This window comes from Pseudoalteromonas sp. NCIMB 1079 (assembly GCF_040567695.1).
Classification (GTDB): Bacteria; Pseudomonadota; Gammaproteobacteria; order Enterobacterales; family Alteromonadaceae; genus Pseudoalteromonas; species Pseudoalteromonas distincta.
The window spans coordinates 741253-759598 of record NZ_JBEWZA010000001.1; the positions used below are offsets into that span (position 1 = coordinate 741253).

An 18346-nucleotide genomic window follows, 5' to 3' on the forward strand; every position below is an offset into this window, starting at 1 on the left:
TTATGAAAACATTTAACAAGTCTATTATCGCAGCTCTAGTTCTTGGTACTACGGCTATGGGTGCCCAAGCAAACAGCTGGGAAAACGAAAGTAAAGATGCTTGGATTGATGGTAAGGCAGAAACAGTTCTACTTATGAACACTAATCTAAACAACTTTGACATTAACACTGATGTAAAAAATGGCAAAGTAGTACTTACAGGTAAAGTTAATAGCGAGCTTGATAAAGAGCTAGCGGAAGAACTTGTACTTAGCCTAGATGGTGTATCTGATGTTGATAACAGCCTTACTGTTGTTAAAAGCATGGATACCAAAGATAAAAGCAATGACATGATGGACGATGATGATAACGACCTAACGGACGCTAAAATCACCACTGTAATCACAACTCGCTTCCTGTTTGACTCAGAAGTAGGTGGTACAGACATTGATGTTGATACCGACAACGGTATTGTAACTCTGAACGGTTCAGTAGAGTCTGAAGCTGAAAAACAACTAGCAGTTAAAATTGCTAAAAATGCTGAAGATGTTCGTGACGTAGTTGATAAACTAGCTATTGTTGCTGAATAATACAGTATAGTTAAGGCCCACTAACACTGGGCTTTACGCCTTTTTAATGCTTAATTTAAATGGAGTTTAGTCATGGATATTATTCGTATAATACTTTCGGTTTTATTACCGCCATTAGGTGTGTTTTTGCAAGTTGGCTTAGGTATGCACTTTTGGTTAAATATTTTATTAACACTGCTAGGTTATTTCCCAGGGTTAATACATGCAATCTACATTATTGCGAAAAAATAATGACAGATTATATATTGTGTAAGCCGACTACTGAGGCCTAATGATACAAGTGTCTCAGTACTGTTCGGCTCACAATATTAGTTTTTAAAGTAAATATTTTTTACCAAAATCTAATTTTTAATTTACTCAAACTAAGTGATTTATTTCTTGTAACTCACTCCCAAAATTCCCTCAGCCAAACCATTGTTTACTTCAATTAAGCTTTCTAACTAACTGCAGTGTTCTGATTCTGTATTGATGCCAGTTAGGAAATCTTTAACATTAGTTTGTTTATATATCTACAATACGCGATTAATTACTCTATTATTTAGTGACAATATCACCATCACTTCTAGTGTTATCATTACACCAAACTTTTACGCATATTGAGGTAGCTAATTGAATATTCGACTTATACTGTCAGGCGTTGTGTCATTCGTTTTTTATTTTAGCTGGGCCTACTGGGCAAACAGCTCGGCAGATATTGCTAAATCGGTCACGCTTCAAGCTGCATTAGTACAAGGTTTATATAGTGGATTTGTAACGCTGTTTTTTACTTTTATTTTAGAAAAGGTCGTCAACAAGTATAAGTCTAGTTATGTAACGCTTGCGTTTGTAACTCCAATTATTTGTATGTTTCATTCTAAAACACCACAAAACGTAGCAATACGACAAAGCTTCAATAATGCAATTAACTCTAGCGCATCGTATTTAGGTAACAAAAAAATAGCAGGCGTACTTTTTGCGCCTATTATTCCGATTACTGTCCAATCGAGCTTAGTAATTATGGTGAATGTAATTAATCAGACACCTAATTTGGCACTGACAGTAGCCCCCAGCATATTTTTTACAGCCTTGTATGCCTATACATATATGTTAGCTTTGCTTAAAAAGTAGAGGGTTAAATATAAAAGACTATATGGGATAGGTTTTGTTTATAATTTAATGCAGTGAATAGCACGGGAAATATCTTACATTTTATGTTTATGCCCACTTAAAAGGTTACTATTTAAGCAGTTAGCTTGTTGGTTGTTAAAATAAAGGCTTTTGGTAGTGACAAGCACCTAAAAAGTTTTTATACTGCAACCCGCTTTAGTCGCTCTGTGACTGAACGCCTCAAAAATTAACTGCCTAGCAGTTATATAAAGTTGGCCCCTTAGCTCAGTTGGTTAGAGCACACGACTCATAATCGTTAGGTCCCCAGTTCGAGTCTGGGAGGGGCCACCACTTTTACAAACTTTCCCAAGTAAATATCTATTAAAATTATTTAAAGCTGCATTAATTTCATATCGGGCAATTTATTATTCTTTATTTATCCCTAATAATAAGCGTAATCTAAATAAAGTTAAATCCATAGATTAAGCTAAGCCTTCTTAAATTTGAAAGAGTGCGAATGTACTATTAAATTCCAGCGTTAGATCAGATGCTTTGCTTTAATAAGTGACAGTGTTTAGCATTTAATTTCAGAATTAAAAAAGCCCCTATTGGGGCTTTTTACTTACTAGTGTTTACTTTTATTGCTCAAAACTACAAGAGTTAACTAATTTTTACGGTATATCTCATGCTCAATATCGTAAATATTTACGCTTAGACTGTCTGATGCTCTGCAATATGTTTTTAAACATGAAAGTAGCAGTTCGCTTAACATTTGTTTTTGCTCAATTGAGCGTCCTGCCAAAATATGTACCGCGATATGTATAAACCCTGATTTTCCTGCGCCAAGTTGATATTGCTGATAAGCAATAGCACGTGTTTTTATGGTTTCTAATTCAAACAAGTTACTTTCGAAAGCGGTTGTATGAATTTTTTCTACCAGTACTTGAGGTAAAACGGGGAGGTCTTCTGAGTGTTCAATAATAATGTGCGGCATTTAGGCGTTTCCTATTATGAGTTACTACATGAGCGAGAGGTAATTGTACCAAATACAAGAGGGGTCACTAAACCCTGAGCTATCTAAAATCTTTACTTTAAACTAATTTAGTCGTATTTATTTTTGATGTTAGTATAAAAACAAACAGGTGAACCTTCGCTTAGTAACTTATCTACTAAGTTACCTATATATTAATTAAGGATAAGTATGAAATTACCACAAAAATTTAAACGTTTAGCTTTACTTGCAGGTGCAATTGTTACGTTAAGTGCTTGCTCTGACGATGTTGCGTCGGTAAGCCTTGGGTTATTTACAACTAAAGATGTTGTGGTGAATTCGCAGCAAGATCCTATTGTTGAGGGCGTTACTTGTCATATTAGTCATATAGAGGCTAATTTGGACTTTTCTGATCCCTCTGATATGTCTATAGCGTGTCGTCAAACGGGGCCAATTACAGCGCAGCAGCTACAAAAAATAGACCGTAGCAAGTCGGGCGAAGTGATCTTTAAATCATCTAAAAGTATATTATTTAAATCACTAAAAGTGCGTCGTATTTACGATGCTGAAAATCGTACTTTATTGTACTTATCGTACTCAACTAAAGAGTCCAGTGGAAGCCACCACCATGCGCTATCAACAGTGCCGCTATACAATACTCAAGCGTGGGACTGGGCGCTTACACAAAAAGACTAAGTTAGCACCTACGTAAGCACCTAAACTAAAACCTAAAAGAGCACACTATGTTAGCTTTATTTAAATCAAAGCCATTATTAGAGCAGCAAGAACAGCAATGGCTTATTGATACATTTATTTGGGCTGTAGAAAACTTTGATGCTGAGTTTTTTACAAAGCACACTCAAATAATACTGCCAACGGCCACTTTTTTCCCTGATTCGGTATCGAGCATTGAAGAGATGGCAACCAATGTTTTTAACCGCGTTACTAATTACGCGGGTATGAACGCATGGCCTATCCAACTAGTTGCACCGCAGCAATTACAACCGCAAGTTTTTCCACACTTTGAATTTAGCAATGAAATACGTGGCGAAGGCAGCCATCTAATTGTGCCGCCAAGCCATACGATTAATATTTCTTTTAATCCTAACCAGATTAATCAGCCACAAGATTTAGTGGCAAGTTATGCAGGTACTCTAGCTACCATACTTATTCATCACGTTGGGGTGCTGCCGCCTGGTGGTAGGGAGTATTTACCACAAGCTGCCGATGCGCTTGCTTGTTTTTTAGGGTTTGGTGTGATGATGAGCAATACGGTGTATCAGTTTAAAGGCGGGTGTGGCTCTTGCTATAACCCATACGCTAACCGTGAAGCTAAGTTAAGTGAAACGCATACGGTATTTATGCATGCCCTAATTAGTTACTTTAAAAACGATAAAGTGTCTAAAAAGCATTTAAAGCCGCATTTACGTGGCCAGTTTAAAAAAGCACAAAAAGAAATTAAAGCATTGGTAAATAACTCGGCCAACCCGCTGTTATTAGCTTATTCGCCAAACTAGCAAGGATCTGCGTGGAATACTTAGATGAATTTTTACTGATTGTTATTGCTCATTTTTTTGCAGTAGCAAGCCCTGGGCCCGACTTTGCCGTAGTACTTAAGCAAAGTGTGCAACAAGGAAGGCGCAATGCATTGTGGACAAGCGCCGGTGTTGGCGCTGCTATTTTACTGCACGTTGCCTATTGCGTTTTAGGTGTTGCGCTTATTTTAACGCAATCGCCTAGTTTATTTATGGCGCTTAAGTACCTTGCTGGTGCATATTTAGCTTACTTAGGCGTACAAGCTCTTAGAGCTGCAAAACCGCCTGCAAGTAATGAAGGCGAGGCTGTAAAAGATGTTGAAAACAAAACCATTCAAGAGGAACCCGTTTGGGTGGCTTTTAGGCGCGGCTTTTTCACCAATGCATTAAACCCAAAAGCCACGTTATTTTTTATGTCGTTATTTACACTCGTGATTAGCCCAACAACACCTACTAACATACAGGTCGGCTACGGCGTGTACATGGCATTGGCTACTTGGGCGTGGTTTTCAATGCTTTCAATGATGCTTTCTCGAGATAATGTAAGAGGTTTTTTCCAACAACGCGGTTATTGGTTTGACCGTGGAATTGGCATTATTTTAATTGCACTTGCAGTACGTGTTGTTATTTAACTTATTCAAAAAGCGCAGGAGATAAAAATGCCGCTATATAATTTTTCGTTTGGTTCTAATATGTCATCTAATCGTTTGTTAGCGCGCTTGCCCAATGTAAAGCGTGTAGGAACCGCGGTACTTAAGGGCTACGAGCTTACTTTTGATATGCTATTTAAAGATGGCTCAGGTAAATGCAGTATTTGTCCAAGCGATAAAGAAGATGCATTGGTTTACGGCGTTATTTATGAGCTCAATGAAGAAGAAAAAGCTATTTTAGATGGTATTGAGGGCGTAGGTTATGACTGCGTAGATATAGCCCCAACGCTTTTAACGGGTGAGACTGTAGCCGCACATTGTTATATAGCTAATACCCATGACAGCAATGTACTCCCATATGATTGGTACATAAAACACGTTCATCGCGGTTCACTTGAAGCGGGCGTACCAAAAGAATACAGTGATGCCATATTAAATCGCGCACAAAAAAGCGACACCAATCAAGAGCGCGCAGCAATTGAATTTGCAGTTCATCAAAAATAATAAAATAGGATTGATATGAAATTAACCAAACTTGCCGCAATTGCACTATTAGCAGGCACTACGTTTAGCAGCTGGGCACAAGTTGATACCAACAAAATTGACGACGTAATTAAAGCGTCAATGGCACGTTTTGACGTACCCGGTATGGCAGTTGCCATTGTTGAAAACGATAAAGTAATATTTGCTAAAGGCTTTGGTGTAACTAATCTCGATACCAACAAAAAAGTAAACAAAGACACTTTATTTGGTATTGCTTCAAACACAAAAGCATTCACTACTGCGGCACTGGCAAAGTTGGTTGATGAAGGTAAATTAAGCTGGGATGATCGCGTAATTGATCATTTACCAGAGTTTAGATTGTACGATTCGTACGTAACACGCGAAATGCGTATTCGTGACTTATTAAGCCATCGCAGTGGACTTGGGCTTGGGCAAGGAGATTTAATGATTTGGCCAAGCACGGATAAGCCCGTTGATGAAATTTTAGCGGGATTACAGTATTTAAAACCAGCGAGCAGTTTTCGTAGTAAGTACGCTTATAACAACTTGATGTTTGTTACCGCTGGTGAAGTGGTTGCACGTGTGTCGGGTATGAGCTGGAACGATTACATCGAAAAAAATATATTACAGCCGCTGCACATGGATAACTCACGCGCGGGCTTTTCACGTATTCCTAAAAGTAATAAAAACTGGGCGACAGGTCATATTCCTATGGATGGCACGCTTCATCCCTTTTTTGTGAACTACCTTGAAGACTTTAGAGGTGCAGGCGCCATTGCATCAAGTGTAAGCGACATGAGCCAATGGCTTCGTACGCAATTAGCAGGCGGTAAAATGCCAAGTGGCGAGCAGCTATTTAGTGAAAAGCAACAAGCGCAAATGTGGCACCCACATATTACATCTATGGCGTCTAAAAGTGCGTTTGAATCGTATCATCAGCAGTTTAGGGGTTATGGGTTAGGCTGGAGCATTGAAGACTACCACGGCTTTAAAAAGCTAGGTCACGGCGGTGGTATTTTGGGAATGGTATCGCAAGTTACTTTATTGCCAGAGAAAAACCTCGGTATTGTTATTTTATCTAATCAACAAGCTTTTGGTGCACTTTCGGCAGTAACCCATGAAGTGCTTGAAGATGCACTTGAACTTGAAGATAAAGACTGGGTAGAAGATTTAGCTAAAAGTCATTTTGAAGGCAAGCAACAAGCGTATGCTAATGCAAAACCAGAAGCCCCCGCTGACTACCAACCACAATTACCAAATATTAATTACACCGGAACATTGCACGATGATTGGTACGGCGATGTAATTATTGAGCAGTTAGATGGTAAATTACGCATTGATTTTACGCACACTAAACGCTTGAAAGGCACTCTTGAGCATTACACTGGTAATACATTTATTGTTAAGTGGGATGAAAAATTACTAGAAGCAGATGCGTTTATTCGTTTTGAAATGAGCTCACAAAATCGTGTAAACAGTGCCAAAATGCGTGCGGTATCAACACAAGTGACCGACTTTAGCTTTGACTTTAGAAACCTACATTTAAAAGCAAAATAGCTAATATTGATATTTAAAGTATTGATATAAACCAAAGTCGCAAAGCCACCCATCGGTGGCTTTGCTATATTAAGTTTTTACACCTTGTAAGGGACTTTTTATGCGTACCGCTGTTATTTCTCATCCTCATTGCCGTAAGCATAAAATGATAGACGACCACCCCGAGTGCCCAGAACGTCTAGATGCCATAACAGACCGATTACTTGCCAGCGGCGTAGATGTTGGCTTAACACACCTACAAGCACCCAAGGCCGAGCGTGAGCATTATTTACTTGCTCACGATGAAGCTTTAGTTAAACACGTAGAAACTACACTACCAACAGAAGGGCTCGCTAATTTAGATGGCGATACGTGGCTGTGCCCCGATTCGTTTAAAGCGATTGAGCGAGCAGTAGGTGCAGGATTGTTAGCGGTTGATGAAATACTTGCCGATAAACTCGATGCTGCTTTTTGCTCAGTGCGCCCGCCAGGGCATCACGCTAATAAAAACTCATCATCTGGGTTTTGTGTGTTTAATAACTTAGCTATTGCTGTTAAGTACGCACAAAGCAAAGGGGTTAAGCGCATTGCTATTGCGGATTTTGATGTACACCACGGTAATGGTACGCAAGATATTTTTATTGATGACGAAAATGTACTGCTTTGTTCGTTATTTCAGTATCCGTTTTATCCAAATACAGCGGTTAAAAATAATAGCCATATAGTTAATTCACCTCTGCCAATTGCCAGTAATGGCGACGATTTAAAAGAGGTGTTTACTGGGCAATGGCTACCAAAATTAAAAGCGTTTAAACCTGAATTACTTTTTATAAGCGCAGGGTTCGATGCTCACCTAGAAGATGATATGGCAAGCTTAAAATTTGTTGAAGATGACTATATTTGGCTTACCGAGCAACTATGTGGTGTTGCTAAAGAGGGCGGTTGCAAAGGGGTTATTTCGTATTTAGAAGGTGGCTATGCGCTATCAGCTTTAGGTCGCAGTGCTGTAGCGCATATAAAAGTGCTTACTGAGGTTTAAATAAAGAGAGTGTTTATAGCCCTAGTAAATCAAACGCCTGCGCTGTGCTTAGGGTTTTGATTTTACCAAGGCAGCATTGTCCTTCATTTAATAAGTAAGCTGTAACAAGCTGTGCTAGTTGCTCGCCATTCAATTTAGGGCAAACAGTGCCTTGTAAATTAAGGTAGTCACCTTGCTTGTTAAGTACTCGCACATCGCTTAGCTCACTTTGCGTAACGCTGTGCAAGCACTCTTGTTGCTCTTGTTGGTTATGGGCTATCTCAAGCTCATTATAAATAACCAATAATTGTGGGTAGCTGTTTAACATGGCCCGTTAGCCTACGGTTACTTCATAAGACGTAAATTTACGTATATTAATAACGCCTTTTTCAAAGATTAAGTACTGACCTTTAATACCTTGTAAAACACCACTTACAACAGGGTCTTTATCAAAATTAAATGAGCTGATTTTTGTTGGGTATTCGGTTACTGGAAAGTTTAAATCAACCACATCTTCATCAAGTTGCTCTATTGCTGTTGCGCCAAATAATTCACTGAGCTCGTCTAGCTTTTCACTAATTTGTGGGATCAGCTCGGCTGCCGCTGCCTTTAAGTCAATTGCGTCGTTTTGACCTTTTAGCATATTGCGCCAATTAGTTTTGTCGGCAATAAATTCAGCCAATGCAACTTCTACTAAACCAGATTGCAGGCGAGTTTGCACTTTAAAAATAGGTAATGCCTGAGTGGCGCCTTGATCAACCCAGCGAGTCGGTATTTGTGTGTGGCGGGTAATACCTACCTTTAAACCTGAGGTGTTAGCGAGATATACATAGTGTGGGATCATGCAGTTTTCTTCGCCCCACTGCGGCTCTCGGCAAGTGCCTTGATCGTAGTGGCAGGTTTCTGGTTTCATTATGCACATATCGCAACTAGCAAGCTTGCGCATACATACAAAACAGTGACCTTGAGAATAGCTTTTTTTGGTTTTTTTACCGCAGTTAGAACATAAAATAGTGCCACTAAAGGTAAGCGTAAGCTCCTTACCTATAAATGCATTTAAGTCTACTAAGTGTTCACCTACAGGTAAGTGATATTGTACTGGTTCGGTTAAGCTCGATTTTAGTTTACGCAGTGTGCCTTGCATCTTTACTTGGCCCCTAAAGATGTTAAAAAGAGGAGTCTAACATTTTTAAGCTATATTGGCTTTTTAAGAAGTGTAAATAGTCGGTGTAAGGCAGTGCTTTTGCGTATAAATAACCTTGGGCGGAATCAGCGTTCATATCTTTGAGCAAGTGATGGATTTCTTGGGTTTCTACCCCCTCAATTGTTATTGATAAATTGAGGTTATGCGCCATATCAATGGCTGTTTGTACAATAACTTGGTGAGTTGGGTTGTTAGGCAAATCAAAAACAAATGACTTATCTATTTTAAGCTCACTAAAGTGATAATTAACTAAGTAGCTAAGTGACGCGTAGCCTGTCCCAAAGTCATCTAGTACCACTTTAATACCTAATGCGGTTAACTCATCAATTAACTCTAAAAGTGCATCTTGACTATCTACGAAGGCTGATTCGGTTAGTTCAAATTTAAGTAAGTGTGCCGGCACTTGGTATTTAATTAAAATATTTTCTACTTTTTCGGCTAAATTATTTATGGTTAAGTTTTTAGCACTTAAATTTACGCTAATTGTGTGCTCGTTATAGCCATTTTTAGTAAGCTCAACTATGTCTTTACAAGCTTGCTCTATTACCCACAGTGTTAGCTCGTTAATAATACCTGTGTGTTCAGCAAGTATTATTAGCTCTTCAATTGATAAGTTGCTGTAAGTTGGGTCGGGCCAACGTAATAAAGCTTCAGCACCACTTACGTGGTTACTTAATAAGTTTATTTGAGGTTGGTAATAAAGCGCCAGTTGATTTGTTTTGATTGCTTGTTGCAGCTTAGCGGCTAGAGCAACGTCCATCATCAGATTATTACCGTTTGACGATGACCCAACTTGATTAACGCTACCTTTTGCTTTTTTAAGCGCTAAATAACCATGCTTTAACCAATATTCAAAGTCGTTAGTCTTGCCTGCACTACTAATACCTATACTGTAACTAAGCTGCAGGTTTAGCCCTTTAATTTCATATTGTTTTGGTAGGCTACTAATTATTTTAGTCAGTAGTGCTTCTAGCATTTCTTGGTTTTGTGTTTTTGTAGAAATACAGGCAAATACACCACTGCTTAAATCGGCTAAGCGAGGACTGGTGTTTAAATCTGTTTCGAGGTTTGTAAATTCACGTTCATGGCTGAGTTCTAATTCAAGCTCTTTGGCTATATGCTTCATAAGTGTGTAGCCCTGAGAAGAGGTAATAATTGTATTGAGTGAATTAAAGTGACGTATTTTTATTAAACACAACGTTGTTGAGCGGTTTTGGCTTTGTAGTGCCATAAATGCTTGTTTTAGCTTGGAGCTATTAAGTAATCGTGTTTGTTGTGTATGCGTGGCATGATAAAGCGCACGTTCTCGCTGATACCTTACCCTGTCTGCTAATGCCATCGCCATTAAAATAACTTCACACAAAATAGCGACTAAAAAGGCATGGCGGGTTGCAAAGGTATACGGTAAAACACCAGTGAGTTCCATAGGCTGAATTGCCGCACCAAAAATTAGCGGTATCCATGATAAAACATAAAACTTAGCCCACCTAAAACCACTGCGTAACTTGTTATATATTAAAATAATACAAGTAATATAAAGCAGTACCATTACACCAAAAAATATAGGAGCCGCTATATTTTCAGGAATAAACAAGCTACATACAGCAAGAGTAAACATTAGCCAAAGTAGAGCTATGCTCATTTTGTAACGCCAACATTTATCTTTATGATAGCGCAAAAACATGGTGCAAAAAGCAAGGGTGAAAAAGGCGACCCCATAATTACTAAATACAATTTGTTCGTGAATAAAGAGCTGCCATTGCTTAGGCCATAAATAAAAACCAAAGCCCAGTACTGCACCCATTAGCGTAATAGCGCTGACGATGTAGCCAATATAAATTAAATAAACACGGTCTTTTATACCAAAATAAAGCACCAAGTTGTAAAGCGCAGCCATCAATAGCACGCCTACAAAAATACCCCAGATCCCAGTTTGAGATCGCACTAAGTCAATAAACTCTTTATCACGATACAAGTTTACAGGTGTTTTACTTATGCCGATTGTGTCTATTTTTATTACTAGGCGTTGTGATGATTTTCTTTCTACTAAAAAGCGAATATGCGGTACGCTGTATTCAAACAAAGAGAGGGCTTCTTCTTTATCGCCGAGTTTGTATGTTTCAACTAGTTTGTTATTTTTATCGAGGCGATAAACCGTAAGGTGATCGACCATAGGGTTGTCAAAATGTGCCACAACATTTTGCTTGTTAAGACTTTTATTTTCTAAATCAAGAAACAACCAATAATTTTGTTGGCTAAAGCTCCATGGAACACCTGAAAATGGTTGATGAGTAAGTAATTCAGGTTGGTTAATGATGGTATCGAATGTTTTAGTTTTGGTTTCGTCAATATAGTAGGCGTAATCGAGGTACATTGGAGCCGTTTTATCAATTGTATATCGTGTAGGCACGACGAGGTTTGATGCCAATGTACTGATTATAAAAAATATAAAAATCAGTATGGCAACAGCAATTGCATGGTAACGTAAAGTTCTTAGTTCCAACGTTAATTTACTTTTAAAAAACCTTTTAATTAGTGTAGCACTAAAAAAGCGCAGGGAAACTGCGCTTTTTTAGTTAAATTAATTGGTTATACCAGTGAATAGGTATTATAGGCTATTGCTCGCGTGCAATAGCACGGTAAGCTATATCTGTACGATATTCCATACCATCCCAGCTAATTTGTTTAACAAGCTCATAGGCGCGTTGCTGCGCTTGCGTAACAGTGTTACCAAGTGCTGTTGCGCATAATACGCGACCGCCTGCGGTTACAACGTCATTGCCACTTTGTTTAGTACCCGCATGAAACACTTTTTCACCTGCAGGGTAATCCACTTTTAGCCCCGAAATAGCGTCACCTTTAGGGTAATCACCAGGGTAGCCTTTAGCGGCAAGTACAACACCAACGGCTGCGCGTGGGTCAAACTCAATTGTTGTTTTATCAAGTTCTACACGGTTAGCAGCTTCAATCAATTCAACCAAATCTGATTGCAAACGTAGCATCATTGGTTGAGTTTCAGGATCGCCAAAGCGACAATTGTACTCAATTACTTTAGGGGTGCCTGTTTCGTCAATCATTAAACCTGCATATAAAAAGCCGGTGTACGGATGGCCTTCGTTTGCCATGCCTTCTACCGTAGGGTAGATCACTTCGTTCATAATACGCTGGTGGATTTCATCAGTAACAACTGGCGCGGGTGAGTATGCACCCATGCCACCCGTGTTAGGACCCGCATCGCCATTGTAAGCGCGTTTATGATCTTGACTGGTTGCAAATGGTAATACGTTTTTACCATCAACCATTACGATGAAAGACGCTTCTTCACCGTCTAAAAACTCTTCAATAACAACACGACTTCCCGCATCGCCAAAAGCATTACCCGCAAGCATATCGCGAATCGCTTCTTCGGCATCGGCCTCCGTCATGGCTACAATTACGCCTTTACCCGCAGCCAAACCATCTGCTTTTACAACAATTGGCGCGCCTTTCTCTTTTAAATAAGCAAGGGCAGGCTCAATTTGTTCAAACGTTTGGTAATCGCCCGTAGGGATTTTATGACGTGCTAAAAAGTCTTTAGTAAACGATTTCGAACCTTCAAGCTGAGCTGCGCCCGCCGTTGGTCCAAAAATAGCCATGTTATGTTCACGAAACTTATCAACAACACCCAGTACTAACGGTATTTCAGGACCTACAATAGTAAGCTCTACCTTATTTTGCTGTGCAAAATTAAGTAAACCATCTAAGTCGTCAACGTTTATTGCTACGTTTTCAAGTTTTGGTTCAAGTGCAGTACCTGCATTACCAGGGGCTACAAATACAGTATTTACTTTGGTGTTTTGAGCGGCTTTAAACGCAAGTGCGTGTTCGCGGCCGCCGCTGCCAATGACTAAAACATTCATGGCGAAAATTCCTATTTAAAGCGGTTTCTTAAATTTCAGCGTCATGCGGTCGCTTTCACCAATGGCTTTATATTTGTCAGCATCTTGTTCGCCGAGTCTTAAGCTTGGTGGTAGCGTCCATACACCTTTTGGGTGATCGGCTGTATCTTTTGGATTTGCATTTATTTCACTGCTTGCTACTAATTCAAACCCAGCTTGTTCAGCAAGGTCTACTACGTAGCTCTGCTTCATATAACCTGATGTTTTTTGATCTTCATCAGCACGTTCTTCAGCTAAACGGTGTTCAACTAAACCTAATGTACCACCTGGTTTAAGGGCTTTATAAAAAGCTTGGAATGCACTTAATGCACCGCTTTTATCTTTGCCCATATACCAGTTATGTACATTACGAAATGTTAAAACCATATCGGCACTGCCAGCTGGCGCAATATCTAAATGTGTTACAGGTGCAAATTCAGTAATTTTAACGCTACTAAAGCGCTCATCTTCAGCTACTTTTTGTTTAAAGCCTGCAAGAGAGCGCTGGTAGTAGCCAACTGATGAATCAGCAGGAAAGTGCGCGGCATAATAAGTGCCTTGCTCTTTTAATGCTGGCGCTAAAATTTCACTATACCAACCACCACCGGGTGCAATTTCAACAACTGTCATGGTTGGTTTAAAGCCAAAAAATGCAAGTGTTTGAGCTGGGTGACGATATTCATCACGAGCGCTGTTTTTAGCATTGCGTTCGCTTGATTGAAGTGCATGTTCAAGGCTTGATTCATGGTTATGGCTAAGCGCCATAGTCGATGTCATTGTTAGTGTGGCTACAAGTAGCGATTTTAGCGCAAATTTCATTGTTTGTTCCTTCACATTATAATTTTAAATAGGTTATTGAATAATCAGAATACGTGAATTTATAGCAAACAAAAAGGGTTAAACCAACGTTTAACCCTTTGTGTGATTAGTGGCGGAAATGGCGCATACCAGTTAGTACCATTGCCATGCCAGCTTCATCAGCAGCTGCAATCACTTCTTCATCACGCATTGAGCCACCAGGCTGAATTACCGCTGTAATGCCAGCGGCTGCGGCTGCGTCAATGCCATCACGGAATGGGAAGAATGCGTCAGACGCCATAACTGAACCTTTAACTTCAAGGTTTTCGTCGGCGGCTTTTATACCTGCAATTTTAGCTGAGTATACGCGGCTCATTTGGCCTGCGCCTACACCAATGGTCATACCGTCACGGGCATAAACAATTGCGTTTGATTTAACAAATTTAGCTACTTTCCAGCAAAACAGTAAATCTTTAAGTTCTTGCTCAGAAGGCTGGCGCTTAGAAACAACTTTTAAGTCGCCTTGCGTTACCATGCCTAAGTCGCGGTCTTGAACTAAAATACCGCCGTTAACGCGTTTAATATCTTGGCCAGCTGCTTTACCTGTCCACTGTCCACATTCTAATAAACGAACGTTCTTTTTAGCTTCAACAATTTTTGCAGCGTCGCTCGAAATACTAGGTGCAATAATTACTTCAACAAACTGACGGTCAACAATTGCTTGTGCAGTTGCTGCATCTAGCTCTCTGTTAAAGGCAATAATGCCACCAAATGCTGATGTAGGGTCTGTTTTAAAAGCGCGCTCGTATGCTTGTAGAATGTTGTCGCCAATTGAAACACCACACGGATTAGCATGTTTTACAATTACGCACGCAGGTACGTCAAATTCTTTAACACATTCAAGTGCTGCATCGGTATCTGCAATGTTGTTAAACGAAAGGGCCTTACCTTGCAATTGAGTTGCTGTTGCAACTGATGCTTCAGCAATGTCACTTTCAACATAAAAAGCAGCATCTTGATGTGAGTTTTCACCGTAACGCATATCTTGCTTTTTAGTGAACTGCATATTGATAGTGCGTGGGAATTTAGTCTCTACAGCAGCTTCCTCGGTGTAATCAGGCACCATTTTACCGAAGTAGTTAGCAATCATGCCATCGTATTGTGCAGTGTGCTCGTAGGCGGCAATCGCTAAATCAAAACGTGTTTTGTACGTTGTTGAACCATTGTTGTTTTGCATTTCGCTAATAACACGGTCGTAGTCGCTCGCGTTTACCACGATTGTTACATCTTTGTGGTTTTTAGCTGCTGCACGAACCATTGTAGGGCCGCCAATATCAATGTTTTCAATGGCATCTTCAAGGCTGCAGTTTTCTTGAGCGACTGTATTCGCAAAGGGGTATAAGTTAACTACAACTATGTCGATAGCAGAAATGTTGTTATCTGCCATTACGCTTTCATCTTGTCCGCGACGGGCTAATATGCCGCCGTGAATTTTTGGGTGAAGAGTTTTTACGCGACCATCCATGATTTCAGGGTGGCCTGTGTGATCTGATACTTCAGTCACTTTTATGGCGTTATCAGCAAGTAGTTTACATGTGCCGCCAGTTGATAAAATATCAACGCCTTGCGCTTCAAGTGCGCGGGCAAATTCAACAATACCGGTTTTATCAGACACACTTAATAGTGCGCGACGAATGGGACGATGAGTATCCATTGTAGTTTGATTTCCTCAGTTAATGAGCTAGCTTAGAAGCGGGCATTTTAACTGATTACTACTCAAAAAACGACTTATAAAGGCTCAATAAGCGTGAGCATTTTGCAATTTAGTTAATAAACTGTAGGCATAAAAAAAGCACCCTAAGGTGCTTTTTTTGCATAATACCAGTTGTATTGGATTAGTAAGTAGTAATAACGATAGAAAAACAAGTCTATAACAAGGCAAAAATTTTGCAGTGTAGTTATTCTACATAAAAAACTTTTGACGACGTTATGGGCTTGTTTAGCTCGTTAGAATACTTACGCTTTCAATATAATTGGTATTAGTTCATGCCGTATTTTTTAAGCTTTTTACGTAAAGTACCACGGTTGATACCTAGTAAAATTGCTGCACGAGTTTGGTTACCACGTGTATATGTCATTACTTCTTCAAGTAATGGCGCTTCTAGCTCTGAAAGAACAAGGTCGTAAACGTCTTGCACATCTTGACCGTTAAGCTGCTTTAAATAGTGGTGAACAGCTTTTTTTACTGCATCACGCAATGGCTGCGGTTTCTCGTGTGACTGAACATGAGGGTTAGTGATAAATGGAGAAGTCACGTTTTGTTCGAACATTATTAAGTCTCTTTCTTTCTTAGTTAGCTGCTAGTGTTTTAAAGTATTGCTCTAATGCGACGACCTGTGCCTGTGGGTTGTCGAGCGCATTAAATACTCGCCTAAACTGACCATCACTGTCATGGGTTTGCAAATACCAAGATACATGTTTGCGAGCAATTCGCGCTCCCATTGGCTCACCGTAAAACATATGGAGGTTTGTTAAATGCTCCATTAATATACTGCGCACCTCTGCAATAGCAGGTGGCTGTAAATGTTCCCCAGTTCGCAAATAGTGGTCTATCTCCCTAAATATCCAAGGGCGACCTTGGGCGGCTCGGCCAATCATAATGGCATCTGCACCCGTATAGTCTAAAACCTGTTTTGCTTTTTCTGGTGATGTAATATCACCATTGGCAACAACAGGAATCGACACTGAACGTTTTATATCCCTAATCGTGGCGTACTCAGCATCACCTTTGTACATACATGCGCGCGTACGCCCATGTACAGCAAGTGATGCAATGCCATAACGTTCAGCTATTCTCGCAATCTCTACACCATTACGGTTATCCGGATCCCATCCTGTACGGATTTTAAGTGTCACAGGTATATCAACAGCATTAACGACTGCATCAATAATCTCTTCCACAAGTTCAGGAAACTGTAATAAGGCAGAGCCTGCGAGTTTCTTGTTCACTTTTTTTGCTGGGCACCCCATATTGATATCTATGATCTGTGCACCATTAGCAACATTGAATTGTGCGGCCTGCGCCATAAGCTCAGGATCTGCTCCTGCAATTTGCACCGCGCGTATACCCGACTCACCGCTGTGATCCATACGGTTCATCGACTTTTCTGTTTTCCAAACCTTAGGATTTGACGATAGCATTTCAGACACAGCTAAGCCCGCACCTAAGCGTCGACAAAGTTGTCTAAATGGTCTGTCTGTAATGCCTGCCATTGGCGCGACAATTACATTATTCTCAAGTTGGTATTTACCGATACGCACTATATTCAATAGGCCTCTTTTCAAGGGGCGCTAAGTTTACGGTTTTTTTCACAAAAATCAAAGGCTATAAATTGAACAAAAGTAACTTTTTTTTGCCCTTTTCGTATTGACATTTGATAACCACATGACAAGTAGGTTGATTTGTTTGAAATTCATACAGATTTTATTTTTTACAAGATAACTAGAAAATTTTTGGATATGTAAAAAAATAGTAAAGCCTGTTAAATACAGGCTTTACATGCATGTTTTGAGTTAATGCTCTAGATTTGATTGTTCGATTTATTACGCTTTTTTAGTGCCACTTACTCGAGTCCAATCACCTTCAACGGCAATGTCATCTAGTTCAATGAACGGTGCATAAATGTCAGCAACCGATTGCGCTTGTTCTTCTAAAATACCCGACATGGCAATTTTACCACCTGGCTTTAATAACCCTAAAATCACACTATGTAATTCGCGAAGTGGCTGGGCTAAAATATTAGCCACTACTATATCTGCACTAAACTCAGGTTGGTTTTCTGGAAGGTATACTTCGAGTTTGTCTGCAACACCATTTCGGTTCGCGTTATCAAGGCTTGCTTCAAGCGCTTGAGGGTCAATATCTATCCCAATCATACGCTCTGCACCTAGTTTTATAGCTGCAATACCTAAAATGCCTGAACCACAACCAAAATCAACAACCGTTTTACCCGTCAGATCTTGGCTTTCTAACCATTTAAGGCACAAGGCCGTTGTTGCATGTGTGCCCGTGCCAAAAGCAAGGCCAGGGTCTAGCAATACATTTACAGCATCAGGGTCAGGAATATCGCGCCAGCTTGGGCAAATCCATAGTTTTTCGCCAAATTGAATAGGGTGGAAGTTATCCATCCATTCACGTTCCCAGTCTTTATCTTCAAGTTGCTCGATTTTGTATACTAAATTGTCTTTTAGCTCATCATGGCGCTTTAATAACGCAACGACTGCGTTCATATCATGATTAGCTTCGAACAAGCCAATAACTGTGGTATCAGCCCAGAACACAACGGTGCCAATTTTAGGCTCGTAAATAGGGGTGTCTTTTGCGTCAATAAAGGTTACTGAAGCGCTACCCGCTTCCATTAATAGATCGCTTACGGCATCAGCTGTTGCAGAATTGGCATTAATACGAATTTGGATCCAAGCCATGGTTATTTCCTTCAAATAGAAAAAAGGCCGCTATAGCGGCCTTTTTAGTTTAT

19 protein-coding genes and 1 tRNA gene are annotated in these 18346 nt (G+C 39.9%); 10 read left to right on the forward strand and 10 right to left on the reverse strand.

Going from position 1 to position 18346, the window contains the following annotated elements; all coding sequences use genetic code 11:
• Window positions 1-2: 2 nt before the first annotated feature.
• The 4 genes from ABX891_RS03445 to ABX891_RS03460 all read left to right on the forward strand — a co-directional run bounded on the left by ABX891_RS03445 (window position 3) and on the right by ABX891_RS03460 (window position 2006).
• On the forward strand, window positions 3-569 hold the full coding sequence (locus tag ABX891_RS03445; protein ID WP_007586486.1) for a BON domain-containing protein: 567 nt from the start codon (window positions 3-5) through the stop codon (window positions 567-569).
• A gap of 72 nt (window positions 570-641) precedes the next feature.
• Window positions 642-800 carry a YqaE/Pmp3 family membrane protein gene (locus ABX891_RS03450; protein WP_002957822.1) on the forward strand — a complete coding sequence of 53 codons (159 nt, stop codon included), beginning with the start codon at window positions 642-644 and terminating at the stop codon, window positions 798-800.
• 378 nt (window positions 801-1178) lie between these two features.
• Window positions 1179-1676 (forward strand): hypothetical protein, encoded by a 498-nt coding sequence (locus tag ABX891_RS03455; RefSeq protein WP_081473447.1) that lies wholly within the window; start codon window positions 1179-1181, stop codon window positions 1674-1676.
• A gap of 253 nt (window positions 1677-1929) precedes the next feature.
• Window positions 1930-2006: transfer RNA gene (locus ABX891_RS03460), tRNA-Ile, on the forward strand.
• A 313-nt stretch (window positions 2007-2319) separates the two neighbouring features.
• Here the strand turns inward: ABX891_RS03460 and ABX891_RS03465 are convergent.
• The gene (locus tag ABX891_RS03465; protein WP_002957818.1) at window positions 2320-2649 is read right to left on the reverse strand and encodes a 5-carboxymethyl-2-hydroxymuconate Delta-isomerase; all 330 of its coding nucleotides are present in this window, start codon (window positions 2647-2649) and stop codon (window positions 2320-2322) included.
• 207 nt (window positions 2650-2856) lie between these two features.
• Between ABX891_RS03465 and ABX891_RS03470 the strand changes: the two genes are divergently transcribed.
• The 6 genes from ABX891_RS03470 to ABX891_RS03495 all read left to right on the forward strand — a co-directional run bounded on the left by ABX891_RS03470 (window position 2857) and on the right by ABX891_RS03495 (window position 7910).
• Window positions 2857-3342 (forward strand): CreA family protein, encoded by a 486-nt coding sequence (locus tag ABX891_RS03470; RefSeq protein ID WP_002957817.1) that lies wholly within the window; start codon window positions 2857-2859, stop codon window positions 3340-3342.
• 47 nt (window positions 3343-3389) lie between these two features.
• A complete protein-coding gene (locus ABX891_RS03475; RefSeq protein ID WP_354628913.1) occupies window positions 3390-4163 on the forward strand; it encodes a hypothetical protein in 774 nt (257 codons plus the stop codon).
• A gap of 11 nt (window positions 4164-4174) precedes the next feature.
• The gene (locus tag ABX891_RS03480) at window positions 4175-4813 is read left to right on the forward strand and encodes a LysE family translocator (RefSeq protein WP_354628914.1); all 639 of its coding nucleotides are present in this window, start codon (window positions 4175-4177) and stop codon (window positions 4811-4813) included.
• 27 nt (window positions 4814-4840) lie between these two features.
• Window positions 4841-5335 (forward strand): gamma-glutamylcyclotransferase family protein, encoded by a 495-nt coding sequence (locus ABX891_RS03485; RefSeq protein WP_182747947.1) that lies wholly within the window; start codon window positions 4841-4843, stop codon window positions 5333-5335.
• Between the two features lie 15 nt (window positions 5336-5350).
• A complete protein-coding gene (locus ABX891_RS03490; RefSeq protein WP_354628915.1) occupies window positions 5351-6892 on the forward strand; it encodes a serine hydrolase in 1542 nt (513 codons plus the stop codon).
• Window positions 6893-6992: 100 nt separating this feature from the next.
• Window positions 6993-7910, forward strand: a complete 918-nt coding sequence (locus tag ABX891_RS03495) for a histone deacetylase family protein (RefSeq protein ID WP_354628916.1) — start codon at window positions 6993-6995, stop codon at window positions 7908-7910.
• 13 nt (window positions 7911-7923) lie between these two features.
• On the opposite strand, the gene ABX891_RS03500 is transcribed toward ABX891_RS03495, so the two are convergent.
• The 9 genes from ABX891_RS03500 to prmA all read right to left on the reverse strand — a co-directional run bounded on the left by ABX891_RS03500 (window position 7924) and on the right by prmA (window position 18293).
• Entirely contained in the window at window positions 7924-8217 is a 294-nt protein-coding gene (locus ABX891_RS03500; RefSeq protein WP_002957811.1) for a DUF4144 family protein, read from the reverse strand.
• A gap of 6 nt (window positions 8218-8223) precedes the next feature.
• Window positions 8224-9033 carry a DUF2797 domain-containing protein gene (locus tag ABX891_RS03505; protein WP_354628917.1) on the reverse strand — a complete coding sequence of 270 codons (810 nt, stop codon included), beginning with the start codon at window positions 9031-9033 and terminating at the stop codon, window positions 8224-8226.
• A 22-nt stretch (window positions 9034-9055) separates the two neighbouring features.
• On the reverse strand, window positions 9056-11596 hold the full coding sequence (locus ABX891_RS03510; RefSeq protein ID WP_354628918.1) for an EAL domain-containing protein: 2541 nt from the start codon (window positions 11594-11596) through the stop codon (window positions 9056-9058).
• A gap of 112 nt (window positions 11597-11708) precedes the next feature.
• Window positions 11709-12992, reverse strand: a complete 1284-nt coding sequence (gene purD, locus ABX891_RS03515) for a phosphoribosylamine--glycine ligase (RefSeq protein WP_354628919.1) — start codon at window positions 12990-12992, stop codon at window positions 11709-11711.
• 15 nt (window positions 12993-13007) lie between these two features.
• Window positions 13008-13829: a class I SAM-dependent methyltransferase gene (locus tag ABX891_RS03520; protein WP_182671440.1), complete on the reverse strand. Its 822-nt coding sequence runs from the start codon at window positions 13827-13829 to the stop codon at window positions 13008-13010.
• A 106-nt stretch (window positions 13830-13935) separates the two neighbouring features.
• A complete protein-coding gene (gene purH / locus ABX891_RS03525; RefSeq protein WP_309167707.1) occupies window positions 13936-15522 on the reverse strand; it encodes a bifunctional phosphoribosylaminoimidazolecarboxamide formyltransferase/IMP cyclohydrolase in 1587 nt (528 codons plus the stop codon).
• A 325-nt stretch (window positions 15523-15847) separates the two neighbouring features.
• Entirely contained in the window at window positions 15848-16138 is a 291-nt protein-coding gene (gene fis / locus ABX891_RS03530; RefSeq protein ID WP_002957804.1) for a DNA-binding transcriptional regulator Fis, read from the reverse strand.
• Window positions 16139-16157: 19 nt separating this feature from the next.
• Window positions 16158-17129, reverse strand: coding sequence for a tRNA dihydrouridine synthase DusB (gene dusB, locus ABX891_RS03535; RefSeq protein ID WP_024603689.1), 972 nt, complete (start codon window positions 17127-17129; stop codon window positions 16158-16160).
• 282 nt (window positions 17130-17411) lie between these two features.
• Entirely contained in the window at window positions 17412-18293 is an 882-nt protein-coding gene (prmA, locus tag ABX891_RS03540; protein WP_354628920.1) for a 50S ribosomal protein L11 methyltransferase, read from the reverse strand.
• Window positions 18294-18346: the final 53 nt, after the last annotated feature.

Bases quoted from the DNA above. Each gene is read 5' to 3' on its own strand.
- prmA (WP_354628920.1), bottom strand. From the start codon at position 18,293: ATGGCTTGGATCCAAATTCGTATTAATGCCAATTCTGCAACAGCTGAT.
- ABX891_RS03490 (WP_354628915.1), top strand. From the start codon at position 5,351: ATGAAATTAACCAAACTTGCCGCAATTGCACTATTAGCAGGCACTACG.
- ABX891_RS03465 (WP_002957818.1), bottom strand. From the start codon at position 2,649: ATGCCGCACATTATTATTGAACACTCAGAAGACCTCCCCGTTTTACCT.
- ABX891_RS03450 (WP_002957822.1), top strand. From the start codon at position 642: ATGGATATTATTCGTATAATACTTTCGGTTTTATTACCGCCATTAGGT.
- ABX891_RS03495 (WP_354628916.1), top strand. From the start codon at position 6,993: ATGCGTACCGCTGTTATTTCTCATCCTCATTGCCGTAAGCATAAAATG.
- ABX891_RS03470 (WP_002957817.1), top strand. From the start codon at position 2,857: ATGAAATTACCACAAAAATTTAAACGTTTAGCTTTACTTGCAGGTGCA.
- ABX891_RS03475 (WP_354628913.1), top strand. From the start codon at position 3,390: ATGTTAGCTTTATTTAAATCAAAGCCATTATTAGAGCAGCAAGAACAG.
- ABX891_RS03485 (WP_182747947.1), top strand. From the start codon at position 4,841: ATGCCGCTATATAATTTTTCGTTTGGTTCTAATATGTCATCTAATCGT.
- ABX891_RS03520 (WP_182671440.1), bottom strand. From the start codon at position 13,829: ATGAAATTTGCGCTAAAATCGCTACTTGTAGCCACACTAACAATGACA.
- purD (WP_354628919.1), bottom strand. From the start codon at position 12,992: ATGAATGTTTTAGTCATTGGCAGCGGCGGCCGCGAACACGCACTTGCG.
- ABX891_RS03500 (WP_002957811.1), bottom strand. From the start codon at position 8,217: ATGTTAAACAGCTACCCACAATTATTGGTTATTTATAATGAGCTTGAG.
- ABX891_RS03505 (WP_354628917.1), bottom strand. From the start codon at position 9,033: ATGCAAGGCACACTGCGTAAACTAAAATCGAGCTTAACCGAACCAGTA.
- ABX891_RS03445 (WP_007586486.1), top strand. From the start codon at position 3: ATGAAAACATTTAACAAGTCTATTATCGCAGCTCTAGTTCTTGGTACT.
- purH (WP_309167707.1), bottom strand. From the start codon at position 15,522: ATGGATACTCATCGTCCCATTCGTCGCGCACTATTAAGTGTGTCTGAT.
- fis (WP_002957804.1), bottom strand. From the start codon at position 16,138: ATGTTCGAACAAAACGTGACTTCTCCATTTATCACTAACCCTCATGTT.